Source organism: Amycolatopsis nivea (assembly GCF_004522235.1).
In the GTDB taxonomy this organism is placed as follows: Bacteria; Actinomycetota; Actinomycetes; order Mycobacteriales; family Pseudonocardiaceae; genus Amycolatopsis; species Amycolatopsis nivea.
In genome coordinates, this window is the sequence record NZ_SDLT01000007.1 from 176,814 (window position 1) to 196,190 (window position 19,377).

General features: G+C 69.8%; 20 protein-coding genes and 1 tRNA gene. 8 read left to right on the forward strand and 13 right to left on the reverse strand.

The annotated features are described in order from the left end of the window. Positions 1–17: 17 nt before the first annotated feature. Positions 18–536, forward strand: a complete 519-nt coding sequence (locus EIZ44_RS10980) for an inorganic diphosphatase (RefSeq protein WP_037369183.1) — start codon at positions 18–20, stop codon at positions 534–536. Positions 537–593: 57 nt separating this feature from the next. Here EIZ44_RS10980 and EIZ44_RS10985 read toward each other — a convergent pair whose 3' ends face one another. Continuing rightward, on the reverse strand, positions 594–2,243 hold the full coding sequence (locus EIZ44_RS10985; protein WP_037808290.1) for an MDR family MFS transporter: 1,650 nt from the start codon (positions 2,241–2,243) through the stop codon (positions 594–596). A 205-nt stretch (positions 2,244–2,448) separates the two neighbouring features. On the opposite strand from EIZ44_RS10985, the gene EIZ44_RS10990 reads away from it, so the two are divergent. Beyond that, a complete protein-coding gene (locus EIZ44_RS10990) occupies positions 2,449–2,856 on the forward strand; it encodes a YciI family protein (RefSeq protein WP_037808293.1) in 408 nt (135 codons plus the stop codon). Further along, positions 2,853–3,989 (forward strand): RNA polymerase sigma factor, encoded by a 1,137-nt coding sequence (locus EIZ44_RS10995; protein ID WP_134728487.1) that lies wholly within the window; start codon positions 2,853–2,855, stop codon positions 3,987–3,989. The genes EIZ44_RS10990 and EIZ44_RS10995 overlap by 4 nt, the downstream gene beginning before the upstream one ends. Positions 3,990–4,029: 40 nt before the next feature. Here EIZ44_RS10995 and glyA read toward each other — a convergent pair whose 3' ends face one another. The 3 genes from glyA to EIZ44_RS11010 form a co-directional block, all read right to left on the reverse strand. Continuing rightward, a complete protein-coding gene (gene glyA / locus EIZ44_RS11000) occupies positions 4,030–5,298 on the reverse strand; it encodes a serine hydroxymethyltransferase (protein WP_037808297.1) in 1,269 nt (422 codons plus the stop codon). 167 nt (positions 5,299–5,465) lie between these two features. After that, the gene (locus EIZ44_RS11005) at positions 5,466–5,984 is read right to left on the reverse strand and encodes a gamma carbonic anhydrase family protein (protein ID WP_043827126.1); all 519 of its coding nucleotides are present in this window, start codon (positions 5,982–5,984) and stop codon (positions 5,466–5,468) included. A gap of 19 nt (positions 5,985–6,003) precedes the next feature. Then, on the reverse strand, positions 6,004–6,591 hold the full coding sequence (locus tag EIZ44_RS11010; protein ID WP_037808304.1) for a TetR/AcrR family transcriptional regulator: 588 nt from the start codon (positions 6,589–6,591) through the stop codon (positions 6,004–6,006). A 122-nt stretch (positions 6,592–6,713) separates the two neighbouring features. Between EIZ44_RS11010 and EIZ44_RS11015 the strand changes: the two genes are divergently transcribed. Next, the gene (locus tag EIZ44_RS11015) at positions 6,714–7,172 is read left to right on the forward strand and encodes a GreA/GreB family elongation factor (protein WP_037808306.1); all 459 of its coding nucleotides are present in this window, start codon (positions 6,714–6,716) and stop codon (positions 7,170–7,172) included. A 47-nt stretch (positions 7,173–7,219) separates the two neighbouring features. Here EIZ44_RS11015 and EIZ44_RS11020 read toward each other — a convergent pair whose 3' ends face one another. The 3 genes from EIZ44_RS11020 to EIZ44_RS11030 form a co-directional block, all read right to left on the reverse strand. Further along, positions 7,220–7,666 carry a hypothetical protein gene (locus EIZ44_RS11020; RefSeq protein ID WP_134728488.1) on the reverse strand — a complete coding sequence of 149 codons (447 nt, stop codon included), beginning with the start codon at positions 7,664–7,666 and terminating at the stop codon, positions 7,220–7,222. A gap of 103 nt (positions 7,667–7,769) precedes the next feature. Further along, positions 7,770–8,105, reverse strand: coding sequence for an ArsR/SmtB family transcription factor (locus tag EIZ44_RS11025; protein ID WP_134728489.1), 336 nt, complete (start codon positions 8,103–8,105; stop codon positions 7,770–7,772). Further along, positions 8,095–8,526: an SRPBCC domain-containing protein gene (locus tag EIZ44_RS11030; protein ID WP_134728490.1), complete on the reverse strand. Its 432-nt coding sequence runs from the start codon at positions 8,524–8,526 to the stop codon at positions 8,095–8,097. The genes EIZ44_RS11025 and EIZ44_RS11030 overlap by 11 nt, the downstream gene beginning before the upstream one ends. 110 nt (positions 8,527–8,636) lie before the next feature. On the opposite strand from EIZ44_RS11030, the gene EIZ44_RS11035 reads away from it, so the two are divergent. Then, complete coding sequence (locus tag EIZ44_RS11035) at positions 8,637–9,095, forward strand: SRPBCC family protein (protein WP_037808312.1); 459 nt, start codon at positions 8,637–8,639, stop codon at positions 9,093–9,095. Here the strand turns inward: EIZ44_RS11035 and EIZ44_RS11040 are convergent. Further along, entirely contained in the window at positions 9,092–9,793 is a 702-nt protein-coding gene (locus EIZ44_RS11040) for an SDR family NAD(P)-dependent oxidoreductase (RefSeq protein ID WP_134728491.1), read from the reverse strand. The genes EIZ44_RS11035 and EIZ44_RS11040 overlap by 4 nt on opposite strands. An 87-nt stretch (positions 9,794–9,880) precedes the next feature. Between EIZ44_RS11040 and EIZ44_RS11045 the strand changes: the two genes are divergently transcribed. Together EIZ44_RS11045 and EIZ44_RS11050 are read left to right on the forward strand one after the other, a co-directional pair. Continuing rightward, positions 9,881–10,465 (forward strand): TetR/AcrR family transcriptional regulator, encoded by a 585-nt coding sequence (locus EIZ44_RS11045; RefSeq protein WP_167754083.1) that lies wholly within the window; start codon positions 9,881–9,883, stop codon positions 10,463–10,465. Between the two features lie 37 nt (positions 10,466–10,502). Beyond that, positions 10,503–11,366 carry a hypothetical protein gene (locus EIZ44_RS11050; protein WP_134728493.1) on the forward strand — a complete coding sequence of 288 codons (864 nt, stop codon included), beginning with the start codon at positions 10,503–10,505 and terminating at the stop codon, positions 11,364–11,366. A gap of 81 nt (positions 11,367–11,447) precedes the next feature. Here the strand turns inward: EIZ44_RS11050 and EIZ44_RS11055 are convergent. Further along, positions 11,448–11,524, reverse strand: a tRNA-Thr gene (locus tag EIZ44_RS11055). A gap of 127 nt (positions 11,525–11,651) precedes the next feature. Between EIZ44_RS11055 and EIZ44_RS11060 the strand changes: the two genes are divergently transcribed. Further along, a complete protein-coding gene (locus EIZ44_RS11060) occupies positions 11,652–13,340 on the forward strand; it encodes a hypothetical protein (RefSeq protein WP_051728625.1) in 1,689 nt (562 codons plus the stop codon). A 68-nt stretch (positions 13,341–13,408) separates the two neighbouring features. Here the strand turns inward: EIZ44_RS11060 and EIZ44_RS11065 are convergent, their stop codons facing one another. The 4 genes from EIZ44_RS11065 to EIZ44_RS11080 all read right to left on the reverse strand — a co-directional run bounded on the left by EIZ44_RS11065 (position 13,409) and on the right by EIZ44_RS11080 (position 19,373). Continuing rightward, a complete protein-coding gene (locus EIZ44_RS11065; protein ID WP_043827121.1) occupies positions 13,409–14,608 on the reverse strand; it encodes a DNA polymerase III subunit delta' in 1,200 nt (399 codons plus the stop codon). Further along, on the reverse strand, positions 14,605–16,746 hold the full coding sequence (locus EIZ44_RS11070) for a bifunctional MFS transporter/dTMP kinase (protein WP_134728494.1): 2,142 nt from the start codon (positions 16,744–16,746) through the stop codon (positions 14,605–14,607). Before EIZ44_RS11070 ends, EIZ44_RS11065 begins: the two co-directional genes overlap by 4 nt. 148 nt (positions 16,747–16,894) lie before the next feature. Next, a complete protein-coding gene (locus EIZ44_RS11075) occupies positions 16,895–17,485 on the reverse strand; it encodes a hypothetical protein (protein ID WP_238603950.1) in 591 nt (196 codons plus the stop codon). Between the two features lie 1,033 nt (positions 17,486–18,518). Then, a complete protein-coding gene (locus tag EIZ44_RS11080) occupies positions 18,519–19,373 on the reverse strand; it encodes an ESX secretion-associated protein EspG (RefSeq protein WP_043827118.1) in 855 nt (284 codons plus the stop codon). Between the last annotated feature and the right edge of the window lie 4 nt (positions 19,374–19,377).

Here is a 19,377-nt window from a genome sequence, read left to right on the forward strand (position 1 = left end):
AAGCAGCGAGGACGGCCGTGGAATTCGACGTCACGATCGAAATCCCCAAGGGGGAGCGCAACAAGTACGAGGTCGACCACAAGACCGGTCGGATCAAGCTCGACCGGACCCTGTTCACCGCGACCCAGTACCCGGCCGACTACGGGTTCATCGACGACACGCTCGGCCAGGACGGCGACCCGCTCGACGTGCTCGTGCTCGTCCAGGAGCCGACGTTCCCCGGCTGCCTGATCCGCTGCCGCGCGATCGGCATGTTCCGGATGACCGACGAGAAGGGCCCGGACGACAAGGTCCTCGCCGTCCCGACGAACGACCCGCGTCTCGAGCACCTGCGGGACATTCACCACCTGAACGAGTTCCACAAGCTCGAGATCCAGCACTTCTTCGAGGTCTACAAGGACCTCGAGCCGGGCAAGAGCGTCGAGGGCTCGTCCTGGGTGAGCCGCGCCGACGCCGAGTCGGAGATCGCCCGTTCGTACGAGCGCGAGAAGGACCGCCTCGCCAAGGAAGAGATCAACGGCGAAGAGCACCACTGAGGCAACCGAAAAGGGGCCGTCCACCTGCCTGGTGGACGGCCCCTTTTTACTGCTCGCTCAGCCCGCGAGGGCCAGTTCGCCCGCTTCCTGCTCGGCGCGCTGCTCCATGGCCGACTTGTCCGAGAGCGGCTTCTCCCGCAGCAGCCAGACCAGCGCGAACCCGACGGTCAGCACCGCGCCGCCGATCAGGAACACCGTGCTCATCGAGCTGGAGAACCCTTCGAGGATCGGCCGGGCGAGCACCGGGTCGAGGGTCGACAGGAACGAGGTGTCGTTCACGTCGAGCCCGCCGCCGGCCAGCTGCCGGGCGAACTCCGGGTGCTGCGCCAGCGCCGCGGTGTAGGCCGGGGAGGCCATCGCCGAGCGGACCGCCGCCGCGATCCGGTCGCCGACCGTGCTGAACAGGATCGACAGGAACACCGCGGTGCCCGCCGTGCCGCCGATCTGCCGGAAGAAGGTCACCGACGAGGTCGCGACGCCGATGTCGCGGGGCGTGACGTCGTTCGTGGCGGCCAGGGTCAGCGTCTGCATGGTCGAGCCGAGGCCGAGTCCGAGCACGAACGCGATGGCCATGACCACGCCGAGCGCGGTGTCCACCCCGATCATCGAGAACGAGAAGACCGCCGCGGCCATCAGGCCGAGTCCGGCGACCGCGAAGCCCTTGTACCGGCCGGTCCGGGTGATGATCCGGCCGCTGCCGAGGCTCGCGACCATGATCCCGAGGGTGAGCGGCAGCATCTGCAGCCCGGCCTGGGTCGGCGTCGCGCCCTTGACGATCTGCAGGTATAGCGGCAGCGACATCATCGCGCCGAACATCCCGATGCCCTGGATCACGGTGACCATCGTCGAGACCCGGAACACCCCGCTGCGGAACAGCCGCAGCGGCAGCAGGGCGGCGTCGCCCATCCGGCGTTCCTGGAGGATGAACAGGACCACGCCGAGTGCGCCGACCAGGTACATCGCCAGCGACGCGGGCGAACCCCATCCCCATTCGCGACCCTGCTCGGCGACGAGCAGCAGCGGCACGAGGCCGACCGTCAGCGCGCCCGCTCCGAGGAAGTCGACCTTCTGGTCGACGCGGGTGTGCGGGAGGTTCAGCACCTTGGTCACCACGACCAGCGCGGCGAGCGCGATCGGGACGTTCACCATGAACACCCAGCGCCAGCCGGTGAGGCCGGCGAACGAGTCGAGCCCGGCGAAGAACCCGCCGACGACCGGGCCGGCGACGCTCGAGACGCCGAACACGGCCATGAAGTAGCCCTGGTAGCGGCTGCGTTCCCGCGGCGAGGTGATGTCGGTGATGATCGCCAGCGCGAGCGACATCAGGCCGCCGGCGCCGAGACCCTGGAACGCGCGGAACGCGGCCAGTTCGTACATCGACCCGGCCATCGCGCTCGCCAGCGAACCGGCGAGGAACAGCGAGATCGCGGTCAGGTACATCGGCTTGCGGCCGAAGAGGTCGGACAGCTTGCCGTACAGCGGTGTGGAAAGCGTCGCGGTGATCAGGTAGGCGGTGGTGGCCCAGGCCTGGAGGCTCTGTCCGTGCAGTTCGTCGGCGATGGTCTTCATCGCCGAGGACACAATGGTCTGGTCGAGGGCCGCCAGGAACATGCCGAGCATCAGTCCGGACAGAACCGTGAGGATCTGCCGGTGTGAAAGCCGTCCGTTCGTGGTGGCGCCCCCTTCCGCAGTGGCGGTGTCGCTCATGGTGGTCTCCCTCAGTGCCGTACTAGTTGCTTGTATCTCTCAACTACTTGCTCGCCACAACTGTTCCCGAAAAGCTTGCATTCATCAACCAAATATCGTGTGACGCTAATCTCTCGCCGGGCGATGTCGAGAACGGGCGGACGGCTCCGTCCCTGGCGCGAACGTGGCCGGCAAGGAGCCGCCACCAGCACGGAGGAGAACCACGATGGCCAAGTACCTGCTGCTCAAGCACTACCGCGGCGCGCCGGCTTCGGTGAACAACGTCCCGATGGACCAGTGGACGCCCGAGGAGGTCACCGCCCACATCCAGTACATGCGCGACTTCGCCGACCGGCTCGTGGAGACCGGCGAGTTCGTCAGCGAGCAGGCGCTGTCGCCGGAAGGCACGTGGGTCCGCTTCGACGGCGAGGGCCGCCCGCCGGTCACCGACGGCCCGTTCGCCGAGACCAAGGACGTCATCGCGGGCTGGATGATCATCGACGTCGACAGCTACGACCGTGCGATCGAACTGGCCGGAGAGCTCTCCGCGGCTCCCGGAGCGGGCGGCAAGCCGATCCACGAATGGCTCGAACTGCGTCCGTTCTACGGCGTCACGCCTTCGGTGACCGAGTGAACGAGGAGCTGCTGCGGGAACTCGTGCCCGCGGTGATCGGCATCCTCGTCCGGCGCGGAGCGGATTTCGCGTCGGCCGAGGATGCCGTGCAGGAAGCGCTGATCCGCGCGTTGGACGCGTGGCGGGACGATCCGCCGCGCGACCCGAAGGCGTGGCTCATCTCCGCCGCGTGGCGCCGGTTCCTCGACGCCACGCGGTCGGAGTCGTCGCGCCGGGGCCGGGAAGTGGCGATGGACGCCGAGCCGCAGCCCGGTCCGGCGTCCGCGGTGGACGATTCGCTCCAGCTCTACTTCCTGTGCGCGCATCCGTCTTTGACGCCGTCGTCGGCCGTCGCGCTCACGCTGCGTGCGGTCGGCGGGTTGACCACGAAGCAGATCGCGCAGGCGTATCTGGTGCCGGAAGCGACGATGGCGCAACGGATCAGCCGGGCGAAGAAGACGGTCTCAAGCGTGCGGCTCGACGCGCCCGGCGACGTCGCGACCGTGCTGCGAGTGCTGTACCTGGTCTTCAACGAGGGTTACTCCGGCGAGCTCGACCTCGCCGCCGAAGCCATCCGGCTGACCCGGCAGCTCGCGGCGGGATTCGACCATCCGGAAGTGGCCGGTCTGCTCGCGTTGATGCTGCTGCACCACGCCCGCCGGGCCGCGCGGACGAAACCCGACGGCAGCCTCGTGCCGCTCGCCGAACAGGACCGCGGGGTCTGGGACACCCGGCTGATCGCCGAGGGCGTCGACATCCTCCAGGCGGCGCTGGCCCGCGACCAGCTCGGCGAGTACCAGGCCCAAGCCGCGATCGCCGCGCTGCACGCCGACGCTCTCGCCGCGGAGGAAACCGACTGGGTGCAGATCGTCGAGTGGTACGACGAGCTGCTGGCACTCACCGACAGCCCGATCGTCCGGCTCAACCGGGCGGTCGCGGTCGGCGAGGCGGACGGGCCTCGTGCCGGGTTAAAGGCGCTGGCGGAGCTGGACGACAAGCTGCCGCGGTATCGCGCCGTGGCGGCTTACCTGCACGAACGGGACGGAGATCTGGCGACCGCCGCGCGGCTGTACAGCGAAGCGGCGGAGAAAGCACCCAACATGGCTGAGCGCGCTCACTTGATCAGGCAGGCAGCGCGGCTCAACAACTCGTGAGCGGCGAAGCCGGTTAGAACCGGCTTCGCCACTCACGACGTCACTCGGCGTAACCCGGGATCGGGAACGGCTGCAGGAACTCGCGGATCTCGGCGGCGATCGCGTCCAGCGCGCCGTCCTGCTGCGCGGCCGCGGCGGTCACGGTCCGGTCGATCCAGTCCGCGACCTGCACCTGGTGCTCCGGCTTGAGCCCGCGCGTCGTGATCGCCGACGTGCCCAGCCGGATGCCGGACGGGTCGAACGGCTTGCGCGGGTCGAACGGCACGGTGTTGTAGTTCAGCTCGATGCCCGCGCGGTCCAGCGCCTGCGCGGCGGGCTTGCCGGGCACCGCCTTGTTGGTCAGGTCGATCAGGAGCAGGTGGTTGTCCGTGCCGCCGGAGACGAGGTCGTACCCGCGCTCGACCAGCGCTTCGGCCAGCGCCTTGGCGTTCGCGACGATCGTGTGCGCGTACTCGGAGAACGACGGCTGCTGCGCCTCCCCCAGCGCGACCGCGATGGCGGCCGTCGTGTGGTTGTGCGGACCGCCCTGCAGACCGGGGAACACCGCCTTGTCGACAGCCTTGGCGTGCTCGGCGTCGGAGAGGATCATCGCGCCGCGCGGACCGCGCAGCGTCTTGTGCGTGGTCGTGGTGATGACCTGCGCGTGGCCGACCGGCGACGGGTGCGCGCCGCCCGCGATCAGGCCGGCGATGTGCGCGATGTCGGCCACCAGCACGGCGTCGACCTCGCGGGCGATCTCCGCGAACGCCGGGAAGTCGATGGTGCGCGGGATGGCCGTGCCGCCCGCGAAGATCAGCTTCGGCCGGTGCTGGCGGGCGAGGTCGCGGACCTGGTCGAGGTCGACGCGGCCGGTTTCCTTCCGGACGCCGTAGCGGACCGGCGTGAACCACTTGCCGGTCGCGGACACGCTCCAGCCGTGCGTGAGGTGGCCGCCGTCGGGCAGCGCCATGCCGAGCACGGTGTCGCCCGGCTTCGCGAACGCCAGGTACACCGCGAGGTTGGCCGGGGAGCCGGAGTACGGCTGGACGTTCGCGTGATCGGTGCCGAAGACAGCCTTCGCACGCTCGATCGCCACCTGCTCGACCTGGTCGATGAACTGCTGGCCCTCGTAGTAGCGCTTGCCCGCGTAGCCCTCGGAGTACTTGTTGGTGAGCACGCTTCCGGTGGCTTCGAGCACCGCCTGCGAAACGTAGTTCTCGGACGCGATCAGCCGGATCTTGTCGTGCTGGCGTTTCGCCTCGTCCTCGACGAGCCCGGCGATCTGCGGATCCGCCGAGGACAGTGCGGACAAGGCGGGCTGGTGTGTCATGGCGTACTCCGGCTCTGCAGTGGCCCTCACCCAGGCGCGCGGTGCCGGCCTCGTCGTCGCTCCCCGGTGGTGCTCCACCTCTTGAATGGCGCCAGTCGCTGCTGCGGGACGAAGTTTAGTGCACCGCGCCAGCCCCGTCCGGTCCGCGGGAACGGACGGGAAACGGCTCAGACCTGCTCGAGTCCGCCGCGATGGCGCCGGGCGAGTTCCTGGTAGACCGCCGCGTTGTGGTCGACCCACAGCCGCGCGGAATCGGTGAGCTCCACGAACTTCTTCGCCGGGCTGCCCATCGCGATCGTCTCCGCCGGGACCTCGGTGCCGGGCGTGACCGTCGACCCCGCCGCGACGAACGCGCGCGCTCCGATCACCGCGCGGTCGAGCACCGTGGAACCGTTGCCGATCAACGCCTGTTCGCCGACCGTGCAGTCGTGCACGAGGCACTGGTGCCCGACGGTGACGTTGCGGCCGACCTCGGTCATCTCGGGTCCGGAGTGGATCACCGAGTTGTCCTGGATGTTCGCGCCCTCGCGGATGACGATCGGGCCGAAGTCCGCGCGGATCACCGCGCCGTACCAGACCGAAGCGTCCTTCTCGACGGTCACGTTGCCGATCAGGGTGGCGGTGGGGGCGATCCAGGCGTCCGGGTGGACCTGCGGGCTGACGCCGTCCAAGGAGAACAAAGGCATGCCGGGAGCCTAAGCGGCGTCAGCGGTATCCGGCGAAGCAGAGCGCCTCGATGTCGCCGCGGAGGCTCGCGGACGACCGCGGCCGGACGCGTTGCTGCACCACCGCGCCGAGCAGATAGCTCAGCAGCGCGCGGGCACGGGCGCGCGGATCGTCGACGTCGAGCGGGGCGAGGAGTTCGGCGAACAGTTCGGTGATCGAGGTGAGCATCGCGTCGATCGCCTGCGGGTGCTGCGCGCGGCCCGCCGCGATCCAGTACTCGAACCAGAGGAACGCGCCGCGCGGCCGGTCGGCGAATTCGGCGAGGTAGGCCTCGGTCACCGCGAAAAGCCGTTTGCGCGGGTCGGAGTGCTTGTCCGCGACCTTGCGCAGCCCCGCCGCGAAAGTGTTGATGTGCGCGGCCATCGCCCGGTCGATGAGCACGTCGATGTCGGCGAAGTAGTAGTGGATCGCGCTCTTGGTGAGCGGCCCGGCCTCGGCGATCGCGCGTACCGTGCAGCCGGCGAGCCCTTCGCGGGCGAGGACCTTGCGAGCGGCTTCGACGATCAGTTCCTGTTTCTGCAACTGGTTGGGCGACAGCTGGGTGCTGCGACCGGGTACGGCGCTCACGGTGATCCTCGTTACGTTTGTCAGGACGGCAGCCCTGAATCCTAGGCCAGTCGTCCCAACGTCTTCCGGCGGGTGAAAAACCGGATTGGCCACCCCGGTCCGCGCAGCGGACAATGCCCGGCATGGTGATCTCAGGGGACAAGGGGCTCAGCGAGGCGGCGCGCCGCCAGCTGGAGAAGGAAATCGCGGATCTGCGCGCGCAACGCGAGGCGCTATCGCCGCAGCCCGGCGAGCAGGAACGCACGGGGGACGCCGCCGACCAGGCGGACGTGATCGACCGCGCCGAGGCAGCGGCGCGTCTGGACCGGCAGATCGCCGACGTCACCGCGAAGCTGGAGCACGGCGCGTACGACAGCTCGCTGCTTCCCGACGGCACGCGGGTTTCGCTGCGTTTTTCCGACGGTGACGAGGAAGAGTTCACCGTGGTGACCCTTCCCGGCGAGGACGCGGACGCGATCACCTCGGACAGCCCGCTCGGCCTCGCGCTGGCCAACGCGAAGGCAGGCGAGGAAATCAGCTACCGCACCCCGCGCGGGCAAGCCACCGCGACGGTGCTGAAGCTGACCCCGCCCGCCAACTGACCACAGAGGACAGACAGTGGCCGCCCCGGTTTCCGGGGCGGCCACTGTTATTTGTCGGCGTTGGCCACCGTTTCGGCCTGATAGGCGAACACGCCGTCGGTCTCGACCGCGACGTGCCAGCCGCCGCAGTCCGTGTCCATCCGCTTGTGCTCGCCCGCCGGCCACCAGTCCGCGGTGAGCGTCGGCGCTTTCGCCTCGGCCTTTCCCGGCTTGCACAGCGCGGGCAGGCCGGCGGGACCTGGCTGATAGCGCAGAATCCGTTCCGAACCAGTGGTGCGGATCAGTTCGGTGACCGACTTCGCGTCGTCGGGCACCCACGATGGGAGCCGGGCCTCCGCGTTGGCTTTGCCCTGCTTTCCGGTGTCGTAGGAAACGGCCTTCACGTGGCCGTTCGACTTCTCCTCGATCGAGGCGCCGAGCCCGCACGACGCGACCGTGGCCAGAGCCGCGATCCCGGTCGCGGCCAGTACCGCCTTGTTCCGCACGCTGTTCATGGCTTCCAGTCAACCGAGACCGGCGTGCCCCGCCCTCGTTCTTCCGGTCCTTTGCCGCTGGCCAGTCGGCCGACTCCGTCCCTCACATGAGTGAAATCGCGGATCATTCTTCGCCGTCGAGATGAGCCCGCAGCGCGGCGAGCGGACCGTCCCAGTCCCGCGCGAGCGCGGCGAGGAACTGCTGCGCGACCCGCATCGGCGCGGAATCGAGCCGGTACCGCACGCGGCGGCGCTCACCGGGTTCAGCGGCGACCAGCCCGGCGTCGGACAGCAGGCCGAGGTGCTTGGCGATCGCCTGCCGCGTGATCGGAAGCCGCGCCGCCAGGTCCGTCGCCGTCGCCGGACCGCGTGCGGCCAGTTCGGCGAGGATCGCGCGCCGGGTCGGATCGGCGAGCGCGGCGAACACCTGCTCGGCGACCGCTTCGGAGTCAGCTGCCATCGAGACTGGCCACCAGCTCGTCCAGTTCGCGCGCCCAGCCTTCGACGTGCGAACGGTAGGTCGCCGGGTACTGGCCGTCCGGCAGTTGCGCGAACCCGGATTCGACGACGGTGAGCCGGGTCCCGCCGCCGTCCGCCCGCAGCGTGAACTCGACGTACGTGCGCCGCGGGTCGTCCTCCGGCATCCCGTCGACCTGCCAGGTGAAACCGAACACCGCGGGCTCCTCGACGCGCTCGACCCGGATCTCGGCAGTGCGCTCGCCGATCCACGCGACCCGGCCGAGCCCGCCCGGACGCAGGTCGATCTCGGCCTCGTCGCCGAACCAGGCGCTCAGGCCGTCGGCGGTGGTCAGCGCCGTCCACACCGTCGCGGGCGGCTGTGCCAGCTCGACCGTCCGCTCGATGCGGTCGGGAAACCCCATGTCGTGCTCCTTCCGGACCGAGCCTAGGCAACCACACCTCATTGACGCAACTGAATGGTTGCCATAGTGTTGCAACCGTTCAGTTGCATTACTTGGCGAAAGGAAGACCGATGAACTCCTTCACCACCGAGCTGACCGTCGACCGCACCCCCGAAGAGGTCTTCGCCGCGGTCACCGACGTCCGAGCCTGGTTCAGCAAGACGATCACCGGCACCGCGACCGCGGTCGGCGACGCGTTTTCCTTTGTGGACAAGGGAATCCCGTCGACCCGGATCCGTGTCACGGAGCTCGTGCCCGGCCGCCGCGTCGCCTGGCACGTCGAGGACGCGTACGTCGCCTTCACCGACCAGCCGGACGAATGGACCGACACCCGGATGAGCTTCGACATCTCGCCAGGCCCGAACGGGACCACGTTGCGCTTCACGCACCACGGCCTCACTCCGGACCAGGCTTGCTACCGCGAGTGCTCGCGCGGCTGGACGAGCTGCGTCAACACGAGTCTGCACGCGCTGCTGACGACTGGCGTCGGCGAGCCGATCCCGGAATCCGCTGCCCCGCAACGCAGCTAGGGAAGCTGCAGGTCGGAGGCGTCACGCTTGGCGTGCATCTCCCACAGTGTCTCGGCGATGTCGGCCGGGTCGATCTCCGGAAACTCAGTATTGGGTTCGAGGGCACCGGACAGCAGTGCGGAATGGACGGCGCTGCCCCTGATCATGGCTCCGATCTGGAGCGTCGCCGCGTGCACGCCGTGCGGCGAGATTTCCGCTGACAGGCTCTGGATGTAGTTGCGGGTCGCCGCCATCGCCGGGCCGATGCCGCTCAGGACAGGCGCGGGCTGCGTCGCCGAGACACTCTGGCTGATCAGGATGCTGCCTTCGCCGCGGTCGCGCAGTTCCCCCAAAACCGCCTGGACCAGAGCGATCGGGGTCAAGAAATACAGCTCGAGAAGCTGCTGCATGACTGCCGGGGTCAAGTCGGCGGCGGGAGTGAAACCGTTCAGGTCCAACGGCGCGTACGCCACCACGTCGATCCGCTCGAAGCGGCCGCGGATCTCGTCGACCAACGCGGGAATCTCCGCCGGACGCGACAGATCCGCCGGGAACGCCGCGGCTTCGATGCCCTCCGCGGCCAGTTGATCAGCCAAGGCCGCGAGCCGTTCACGGTTGCGCGCGACGAGGGCGATCCGGAAGCCCTCGCCGCCGAAGCGCCGGGCGATCGCAGGGCCAAGGCCGGTGCCAGCACCGAGCAGAACCAGGGTTTTCGACACGGAACCTCCATAAGTTGATGGTGATCTCAACTTTGACGCCAAGTTGAGACCGTTGTCAACTTTCTCGTCCGCACCTACGATGACCTGGTGAAAACGGAGGGGAAGCCCACGCTGCGCCGAGACGCCCGCCGCAACCAGGAACGGCTTCTCGCCGCGGCGGCGGACGCCTTCCGGGAGAAGGGCCTGACGGTTCCGCTGGAGGAGATCGCGCAGCGGGCGGGCGTCAGCGCCGGGACTCTCTACAACCGCTTCGGCGGGCGGGAAGCGCTGATCGACGCGGTGATGCCGGAACTGGCCGCCGAGCGGATGGACGAGGCGATGCGCCGGGCGGAGGCGGTCGACGACCCGTGGGAATCGTTCGTCACCTACGTGACCGTGCTGTGCGAACAGCAAGCCGACGACCCCGCGTTCCGCGACGCGATCAGCAGGCAACTCCAGGACGCGCCTGAACTGACCGCGCGCTGCACGGCCGAACTCGCGAAGTCGGTCCGGCTGCTCGAACGCGCGCAACGGTCCGGGACGCTGCGCGCGGATGTCACGTCCGACGATTTGATGCTGCTGATCTTCACGAACGCGCTGATCGTGCGCGAGACCGTTGAGGCAACCCCGGACGCGTGGCGGCGCATGCTCTCGTTCAGCCTCGCCGGACTGCGCGCCGATTGTGGTAGCTAGGACGCATGCGAAGATCTTTTTCCCTCAGGGGAATCTCATGAACGATGACGTTTCCCAGAACCTCGTCGTCTTCCGGATCAAAGGCCTCCCCGAACCGGTGCTGACGAGCGCGCCCACTCAGGCCGAGGACGCGGTCGAACAGGCGTGGGCGAGCATCCGGCAGCAGCACAAGGTGCGCGGGTCCGCGGTTTTGGCCGTGTACAGCGAATGGCAGCCCTCGGCGGCCGATCAGAAATTCATGGCCAAGAATTTCCGGAAGGCCGAGTGCACCTACAGTTTCTCCCGGCCGGGTCCCGGTGAATGGGACCGCGCCTTCGCCGAAGCCCGCGCCGTAATGGCCGAAACCGAGCAGCGGAAAAGCGCCGAGGAGATCCTGCCGATCCTCTGGAGCGCCTCCTCGCCGCGCGCCGAACTGCTCGAGGCCCTGCCGCACCGCCCGCTCGTGCCCGGCAAGGTGTCGGTCGCGCTCGCGGTGGTGTCGCGGACCCCGGAGGGCAAGATCGGGATGCAGCACATCACCCGGCACGAGCAGGAGCAGATGGGCGCGCCGCTCGAGAAGCTGTTCGACGTCGGGTTCGGTGCCCTGGTCCGCGGGCTGAAGTTCGAGGTCCGCAGTTCGGGCGAGGACGTGCTGGTCTCGCTGGCCAGGGAGAACCAGCTGGCGGCGTCCGCGCTCGCGCTGCCCGATCTGCATGCCCAGCTGGCACCGCACCTCGGGACCGGAGACCTGATCGTCGGCCTGCCGTGCCCGGACGAGATGTACGTCGCCAGGGAGGGCTCCGACATGGCGGACACCGTCCGGAAGCAGGTGCTCGCTTCGCCGTACGAGACGACAGAACTGGTCCCGTCCGTCCTGCGCCTCGGGTCCGACGGGATGCAGCTGCTCGCCGAACGAAGCTAACTCCCCTAACGGGTGAATCTCGGGATTGCCCATCGAACGAATCAGGCCCCGTCCGAGGTGTCTCGGACGGGGCCTGATTCGTGGAGCCGCCTGGGGGAATCGAACCCCCGACCTATTCATTACGAGTGAATCGCTCTGGCCGACTGAGCTAAGGCGGCATGCCGCTGTGCGACGGTCATCAGTGTAGCGGAGGCGTGGTGCGTCACCTTGCGGGGGCCGCGTCGTTAGGCTCCTATGACTTCGGTCTCACCCCCCGACCCGGCGATCCACTGGAGGACCCGGCACATGCAGCGAAGACTGCCCCGTGCGCTGGCGGTACCCGCAACTGCCGCGTTGCTGCTGCTCCTGGCCGCGCCGGCCGGTGCGCAGGAGATTCCCACGACGCCGATTCCGCAGCCGAACAACCCCTCGCAGCCGCCCGCGTCCGCGCCCATCGGGCCGCAGCCGCTCGGGCACGCGGTGGGCGACGCGGGCACCGCGCTCGGCGTCCTGCGGCTGCTGCCGAACTCGGTCACCACGAGCACGATCCTTCCGGGCTTCGGCCAGACGCTGCCGAAGCAGTCCGCGCTCGAGGCCGGCATGGGCCTGTCCAGCGCGTCGGCGAACTCGGAGGCCTACCTGGCCTACGAGAAGTCGATCGCGCAGTCGTCTCCGTTCGGGCTGGCCGTCGGGGGCCAGGCTCCGCAGACGCCGGGCAGCCTCGTGCAGACCGCGCTTCCGGACAACCCGAAGGAGATCAGCGGGGGCCTGAACGCGCCGCCGAACCCGCTGCTCAACGTCGGGCTGCTCAACGGCACCGCGCACGCCCGCTGGAGCGAATCGCTCGGCCCGTGCGTGGACACGATCGCCGACGCCAGCACGTCCGTCGCGAGCCTGTCGCTGCTGAACGTCATCCCGACGCTGCCGCAGGTCCCGCTGCTCGGCAGCGGCGGGCTGAAGCTGCCGGACGGCACCCAGCTCGCGCAGGGCTTCGACCCGAAGAGCGGGCTGCAGAGCCTCGGCGGCCTGCTGCCCGGCAGCGGCCAGACCCCCGCGACGGGCACCGGTTCGCTGCTGAGCCTGCCGAACACGCTGTCGTCGCGGTCGCAGGTGAAGCTCGTCGACATCCCTGGTTCGAAGAACAAGGCGGTGCAGTCGAGGTCCACGCTGCAGGCGGCGGACATCAACATCCTCAAGGGCACCCCGCTCGAGCTGAACCTCAAGGTGGCCAGCCAGCCGACGCTCACCGTCACCTCCACCGGCGACGCGAAGACGTCCAAGGTGGACTACCAGGCTCCGGTGATCACCATCGCGGCCGGCGGCAAGACGCTGTACACGCTCGACGCGGCGCACCCGACCAAGGACATCCCGATCGGCCTGCCGCTCGCACCGCTGAGCCAGCAGTTCGGCGCGCTGGACAACGTGCCGGTGGTCGGCGGTCTTGTCGCCACCGCGACGAAGGGCCTGCAGCAGCTCGGCGACACCACCGGGAAGGTGCTCGACCTCGGCGTGCTGCGGCTGAGCATCGCGAACCTGGACCAGAAGCAGTCCGAGGCGACCACGCCGTTCAAGGGCTACCAGATCGGCGCGGCCGCGCGGCTGCTCGACCTCCAGGTGCTGCCGACGCAGAAGCTCAAGGAGCTGCTGCCGACGCAGGCAGGCGACAACCTGCCGTCGTCGCTGGCGCAGCTGTCGCTCGGCGAGCAGATCGCCCGCGCGTACGCCCCGACCGGCGGCGTCGTGTGCGGTTCGACGACGACTCCGCCCGCCCCGCCGCAGGGCGGTGCCGCACCGGCCGGTCCGGTGAAGCACCTGGCCTACACGAACGGCGCGTACGACACGGTGCCGCTGTTCTGGACGGGCACGGCGATGCTGCTGCTCGGCGTCGTGATGGTGGCGGCGTTCCCGAACCGGCGGCGTCCCGCGCTGGTGCTGAAGCGGCCGACCGGCGGTCCGGACACGCCGTTCAAGCCGTCGCCGCATCCGCGCGACTGACGCGCTAGGCAAATGAGAACGGCCCCCTCGCTGCTGGCGAGGGGGCCGTTTTCGTTAACGGGTCTGGGTCAGCCTTGGCGAAGCGTGGTGACCATGGCTTCGACCGCGATCCGCGGCTTCACGTTCAGCCCGATCGCCTCGCGGCACTCCAGGACGGCTTCCAGGCGGCGCATCGTCGACTCCAGCGACCAAGCCGCCGCGGCCGAGTTGATCTGCTCGGCGTGGTCGGGATGCGTCAGCGTCGCACCGGAACGCGAAGTCGTCACGAGCACATCGCGGTAGAACCCGGCCAGATCCACCAGGGCGATGTCGAGCGTGTCGCGCTGGGTTCGCGTCGCACGGGACTTCTGGCGCTTCTCCAGCTGCTTCACCGCGGCCTCGGCGGCACGCTTCGCTCCGGCGACGCCCTTGCCGGTGCCGTCGCCGCCCATCGCGGTGCGCAGTTCGGAGCGTTCCTGCTCGTCGCGGCCCTTGCTTTCCTCGCCCGCGTCCGCTTCCGCCGCGCTGATCAGCTGGTCGGCGCTGGTGAAGACATCGTCGGGACGGCGCAGTCCGAGCGGAATCCGCAGCACGGTGGCGCGACGCTGGCGAGCGGCTTCATCAGTGGCGAGGCGGCGCGCGCGGCCGACGTGGCCGTTGCACACCGCCGCGGCCCAGTTGGCGCGCTCGGGCTCGACGCCGTCCCGGGAGATCAGCACCTGCGCGATCGCCTCAGCGGGCGGGGTGCGCAGCGGAACCAACCGGCACCGCGAACGGATGGTGACCGAGACGTCCTCCGGGTGATCCGACGGCGCGCACAGCAGGAAAACGGTGCGGGCGGGCGGCTCTTCCACGGCCTTGAGCAGCGCGTTCGAAGCGCCCTCGGTGAGCCGGTCGGCGTCCTCGATGATCACGACCTGCCACTCGCCGGTCGTCGGCCGGCGCGCCGCCGCCTGCACGAGCGCGCGCATCTCCGCGACCGAAATGGACAGTCCTTCCGGGACGACGAGCCGCACGTCCGCGTGGGTGCCGGCCATCGTCGTCCGGCAGCCGGGGCAAGCGCCGCAACCGGTTCCGGTGCTGCACTGCAGGGCCGCGGCGAACGTGCGCGCGGCGACCGAACGGCCGGAGCCGGGCGGTCCGGTCAGCAGCCAGGCGTGCGTCATCGCCGCTGGCGCGACGGGTTCCCCGGCCACGATCTTGGCCGCCGCGGCCGCCGCGGTGGACAGCGTTTCCACGGCTGGCTCCTGGCCGACAAGCTCAGTCCAGACGCCGATCGGGGTCGTCACCGATCCTCCACTTTGGACACTACGGGCAGTGCGTCCGCACCGTTCTGCGTCGCTTCCGCTTCGGCGGCCGCCGCCTCGGCGACGTCCGCGACAGCCGCGTCCTCGGGCTCTTCCTCCGGCGGTTCCGCGGGGGCGAGCCCGGCGAGCGAGCCGACGAAGACCGACTGGACGGCGCCGCGGACGCGACCCGCGACGTCGCCGTCGGAGCCCTCGGCGTCGACCACCACGTACCGGTCCGGGTCGGCGGCGGCCATCTCGGCGAGCAGCTTCTGCACCCACAGCTGGTCCTTCAGCGGCGGCTGCGGGTCGTCCGGGTGCTCGGAGTCGAGGAGCACGGTGAGGTCGGGGCGGAGCCGTCCGGTGGCCCAGTCGACCAGGCCTTCCAGCTCGTCGCGGTCCAGCTCGCCCGCCGCGGACAGCGACGCGAGCGGGGAGTCGACGAAGCGTTCCATGACGACGACGGACCCGGCGTCGAGCGCGGGCTGGATCTGACGTTCCACCAGCTCGGCACGCACGGCCGCCGCGACGAGCGCCTGCGCCCGCACCCCGGTGAGGGCAGCGTCAGAGACGAGCGTGCGGAAGCGCTGTTCACCAAGCGCCGGGTCGGCGGTGAGGACGACCGGCCGGGTGCCGGTGCCGAGCCAGCGCGCGAGGCGAGCGGCCTGCTCGGCGGTGTTGACCGCGGTGGTGCCCTCGATGGCGATCAGGAAGCCGTTGACGCGGCGCGGGTTGCGACGCAGCGCGTTGCGCAGGTCGCTGAAGATTTTCTCGGTGCGCCGCTCGTCCATCTGCCGGTACGCGATGATCCCGAGCAGCACCGCGAGCAGGCCGCCGCCGAGGATGACCGGACGGGTGCCGTCGACGATGATCGGCGTGCCGAACAGGTTGACGTTGCGCTGCCGGACCAGGCCGATCAGCACCGGCGTGACCACCGTCGCGCCGAACAGCACGATCTTGAGCATCGCCTGGTAGATCGCGTTGATCCGGCCGCGGATCGCGTCCTCGACGCGGGAGCCGATGATCGTGACGCCGGTGAGGAAGGCGGTGCCGGCGCAGATGCCGACGAAGGCGACCGCGCCGACCGAGATCGCCAGGTGCGGCGACAACGCGACGACGCCGAGCGCGAGCCCGGCGAGGACGATCGAGATGCCGAACAGCCGGTCGTGCGGGAGCCGGTGCGCGAGCTTCGGAGCCAGCGCCATGCCGAGCGCGAGGCCGATGAAGACGGCCAACATCAGCAGGTTGAACGCCGCGTCGCCGCCGAGCAGCGACGACGAGTACGGCTTGGCCGCGCCGATGACCGCGCCACCGGCCGCGAACGCGCCGAAGGCACCGATCAGCAGGCCGCGGACGATCGGCGTGCTGCGGACGAACTTCAGCCCGTCGCGCATCATCGCGCCGAAGCCGAACTTCTCCTCGTCGGCCCGCTTGACCTTCTGCTGCGGCAGCGAGTGGACGTCGCGCAGGGACAGCTCGGGGATGCGGGTGGCGACGAGAATGCCGCTGATCAGGTACAGCAGGCCGGTGATGACGACGACGACCTTGGCGATGTACAGGTCGACGCCGGGGCCCTGGAACAGGTGGAACGTGGAGTTCGCGCCCTGGATCAGCGCGTTCGCCCCGGCGGCGGTGATGACGGCGAGGCCGTAGGTCATCACCATGCCGAGCTGGTTGGCGGTCTCGACCTGCTCGGGGCGGCGCAGCAGGTTGGGCACCGCCGCGTCCTTGGACGGGATCCACATGATCGAACAGCAGCCGACCAGGAAGTTCGCCACGAACAGCCACCACGGCGCCCCGACGACCGCGATCGACAGCAGGAACCCGCAGCGCAGCAGGTCGCAGACGACCATGATCTTGCGCCGGTCGAACCGGTCCGCGAGCAGTCCGCCGACCGGCGCGAAGAGCAGGCCGGGCAGCAGCGCGGTGACGATGACGCCGACGAACGCGTAGTTCTGCGCGGAGTAGTTGTCGAGGAGTTTGGTGCTCAGGCTGGTGAGGTTCAGCAGGTTCAGCCAGTCGGCGACACTGCACAGATACGTGACGCCCCACAGCCGACGAAACGGTTTGATCGCCAGCACCCGGCGGGCCCGATGGATCGTGGACGTCCCGCCCGATCCGCCCGGGCCGGTGCCAGGCACCGACCGTACGCCCTCGCTGATACGCCCACCCCACTTGTCACGGCGGAGTCAGGCGACCCCGGCGGATCCCCCGACCGTGTAGCAGCCAGGGTAGTCCCGCCGCGCACGGGAGGAGGGCACGCCCCGTGATATCCGAGGTCAGCGAGTGTCAGCCGAACAGCCCCTTCACACTGCTCACCAGGCTAGCGATGAGCTCGATCGCCACGATTCCGAACACGATGAGCAACACCACAGCGAGCACCACGCCCGCCGTGCTGCTGGACGGACGCCCGAAGCTGGGCATGCTGAGCGAGGGCATCCCACGCCGGCTCTGCCGCTCGGCGAGCTCTTCCTCGATGTCGTCGTCAGCGATCTCGGTAACCCGCTTCGGCCGGGGCCGGGGCACCTTTTTCAGCAGCTGAGGAGCCTTGGTCGGCCAGGTCCGCTGCCGCGGCAGCAACCCGAGCGGAACCAGATCCGGCCGGTCGGAAGGCGGAATCGGATTCGGCGTCTTGACGACTTCTTTTTTCTTGGCTTCCTCTTTGAGCGCGGCCTCGACCATCCGCTTGACCTCTTCGGGGTCATGCTGAACCGGCTTGGCGGTCGGCAGCGGCCGGGGCGCGCGGTTGGACGCCATCTCGAACCCGGACAACGGATCGGAGAACCGCTCGCCCCCGACCTCGCCGACGTCACCGGCCAACGTCCCGTCCCGGTCAGGCCCGGAGGCGGGAAAAAACGGAGTCCCGTCGCTCGTGCTCATGGTGACCACCTCACTACGGAATGTCCGCCGAGTCCAGTGTCGGCGAGAGTACCGGTCCCCGCATCCACCCAATGGCCGCAGAACCACTACTGCCCGCGCCCGGGGGAAGGCGCGCCACCCGGACCAGTGACCTCCTACGGACGGGCTCGGGGAGGGGTTTTGGCGGGGGCAACTGTGGCTTCCGGCGGTGGTGGAGCGGGGTTGATTTTAGGGGGCGTGGATGGCTGGTTGTAGGGGCTGAATGGCCGGTGGGCAGGCAGCGGCATGAGGTCCGCGGCCGAACCGGTTGGCCCGGCCGACCTGGTAGCCAAGCCGTCAGAACGGCACAGCTCGCAGGCAGCCGGGCTGGCGATTCGGCCGAGCTGGCAGGCGGGCGGGTTGGACGACCCAGTCGGGACCAATGAACCGACGTCCGCCCCGGGAAGGCGTCGACCGCGATTGAGCCACGCTCGCCCCAGCCAACCGCGGCCGGAGCCCAGCCTGGATCAGCACCGCTCGGCAGGACCCGTCGCACGCTCAGCCGCCCCAGATCCAGCCGGGCTGGGCCGAACTCAGGCGAACCGCCCCGCGCTCAGCCGCGCTCTCCCGAGCACGACCGGACCGCCCACGCCCAACAGGACCACGCCGAACCCAGCCGAGCTGGCCCGCGCCCAGCCAGGCCCTCCCGAGCGCGACCCCCAGCCGGGCCGAGCCGAGCCCAGTCGGGCGAGCCGAGCTGGGCCGAACTCAGGCGAACCACCCCGCGCTCAGCCAGGCTCTCCCGAGCACAACCGGACCACCCACGCCCAACCAGACCGCGCCGAACGCAGCCGAGCTGGCCCGCGCTCAGCCGGGCTCCCCCGAGCACGACCCGCACCGCCCACGCTCAACCGGACCGCGCCGAGCCCCGCCGGGCCGCCCTGCGCTCAGCCAGGTCCTCCCGAGCACAACCGGACCGCCCACGCTCAGCCGAACCACGCCGAGCCCAGTTGGACCGCATCGGACTCACTCGGGCTCGGGCCGCCCAAGACCAGCCCAGCCTCCTCACCCCTGGTCAAGCATGGCTGCGCACCGCCTCCACAATCCAAGCCTCGGCAGTCCCCCGGGTAGCCGGAGACCACGTCACCACCCATCCGCCTCTGCCGCCGCCTCGCGGGGCGGCTCGGAACTGGTACCTCCCTTGATCGTTGTCCACCAATCCGAACGCGCCGTGCGGATACTCCGCCAGCACCGCGTCCCGCACCGCCAGGTCCACCAGCACCGTTCCCTGCCGGGGCCGGGCGACGGCTTGCCGGATGACGTCCAGGTCTCCCCACGCCGCCCGTGGGATCAGGCCGCTGTCGTCCGTTTCGATGCGCACGGCGGGGCCGGGGCCGGGCGGGCGATCGGGCAGGCCGTCGAACACCCATCCCGGCAGTGCGCTGAGCATCCCGGACCGCAGCCGCGCCCGGCGGCCCAGTTTGCTCATCACCGTGGTGAAGTCCTCGTCTCCGAAGAACCGCACCTCCCACGGCTCCTCGCTCGCCGGGAACACCCCGGTGACCACTCCCCGGATGAACCCGCCGCGCAGCACTCGGTACAGCTCGACCGCCTCGGCGGTCACCTCCCCGTCCGCGGCGAGGCCGAGCGCGGCCATCCCGGCGACGAAGCGCGTGTACTGCTCCACCTCCTCGGCCAAGCCGGCGCCGAGCATCGGCCCGAACGACTGCCGGACCTCCTCGGCGAGGCTCAGTCCCGAAGCCGCTCCGGCGGGCTCCTCCTCGGCCAGCACGGGCGGCACCTCGAAATGCGGGTCGTAGAACTCCATCACCGAAGGCCGCTGCGGCATCTCGGCCCGCAGCGGTCCGATGACCTCGTCGATGACGTCGAAGACGACGGGTGCTGAACTGCTCACCCCGTCATTGAACACCCTG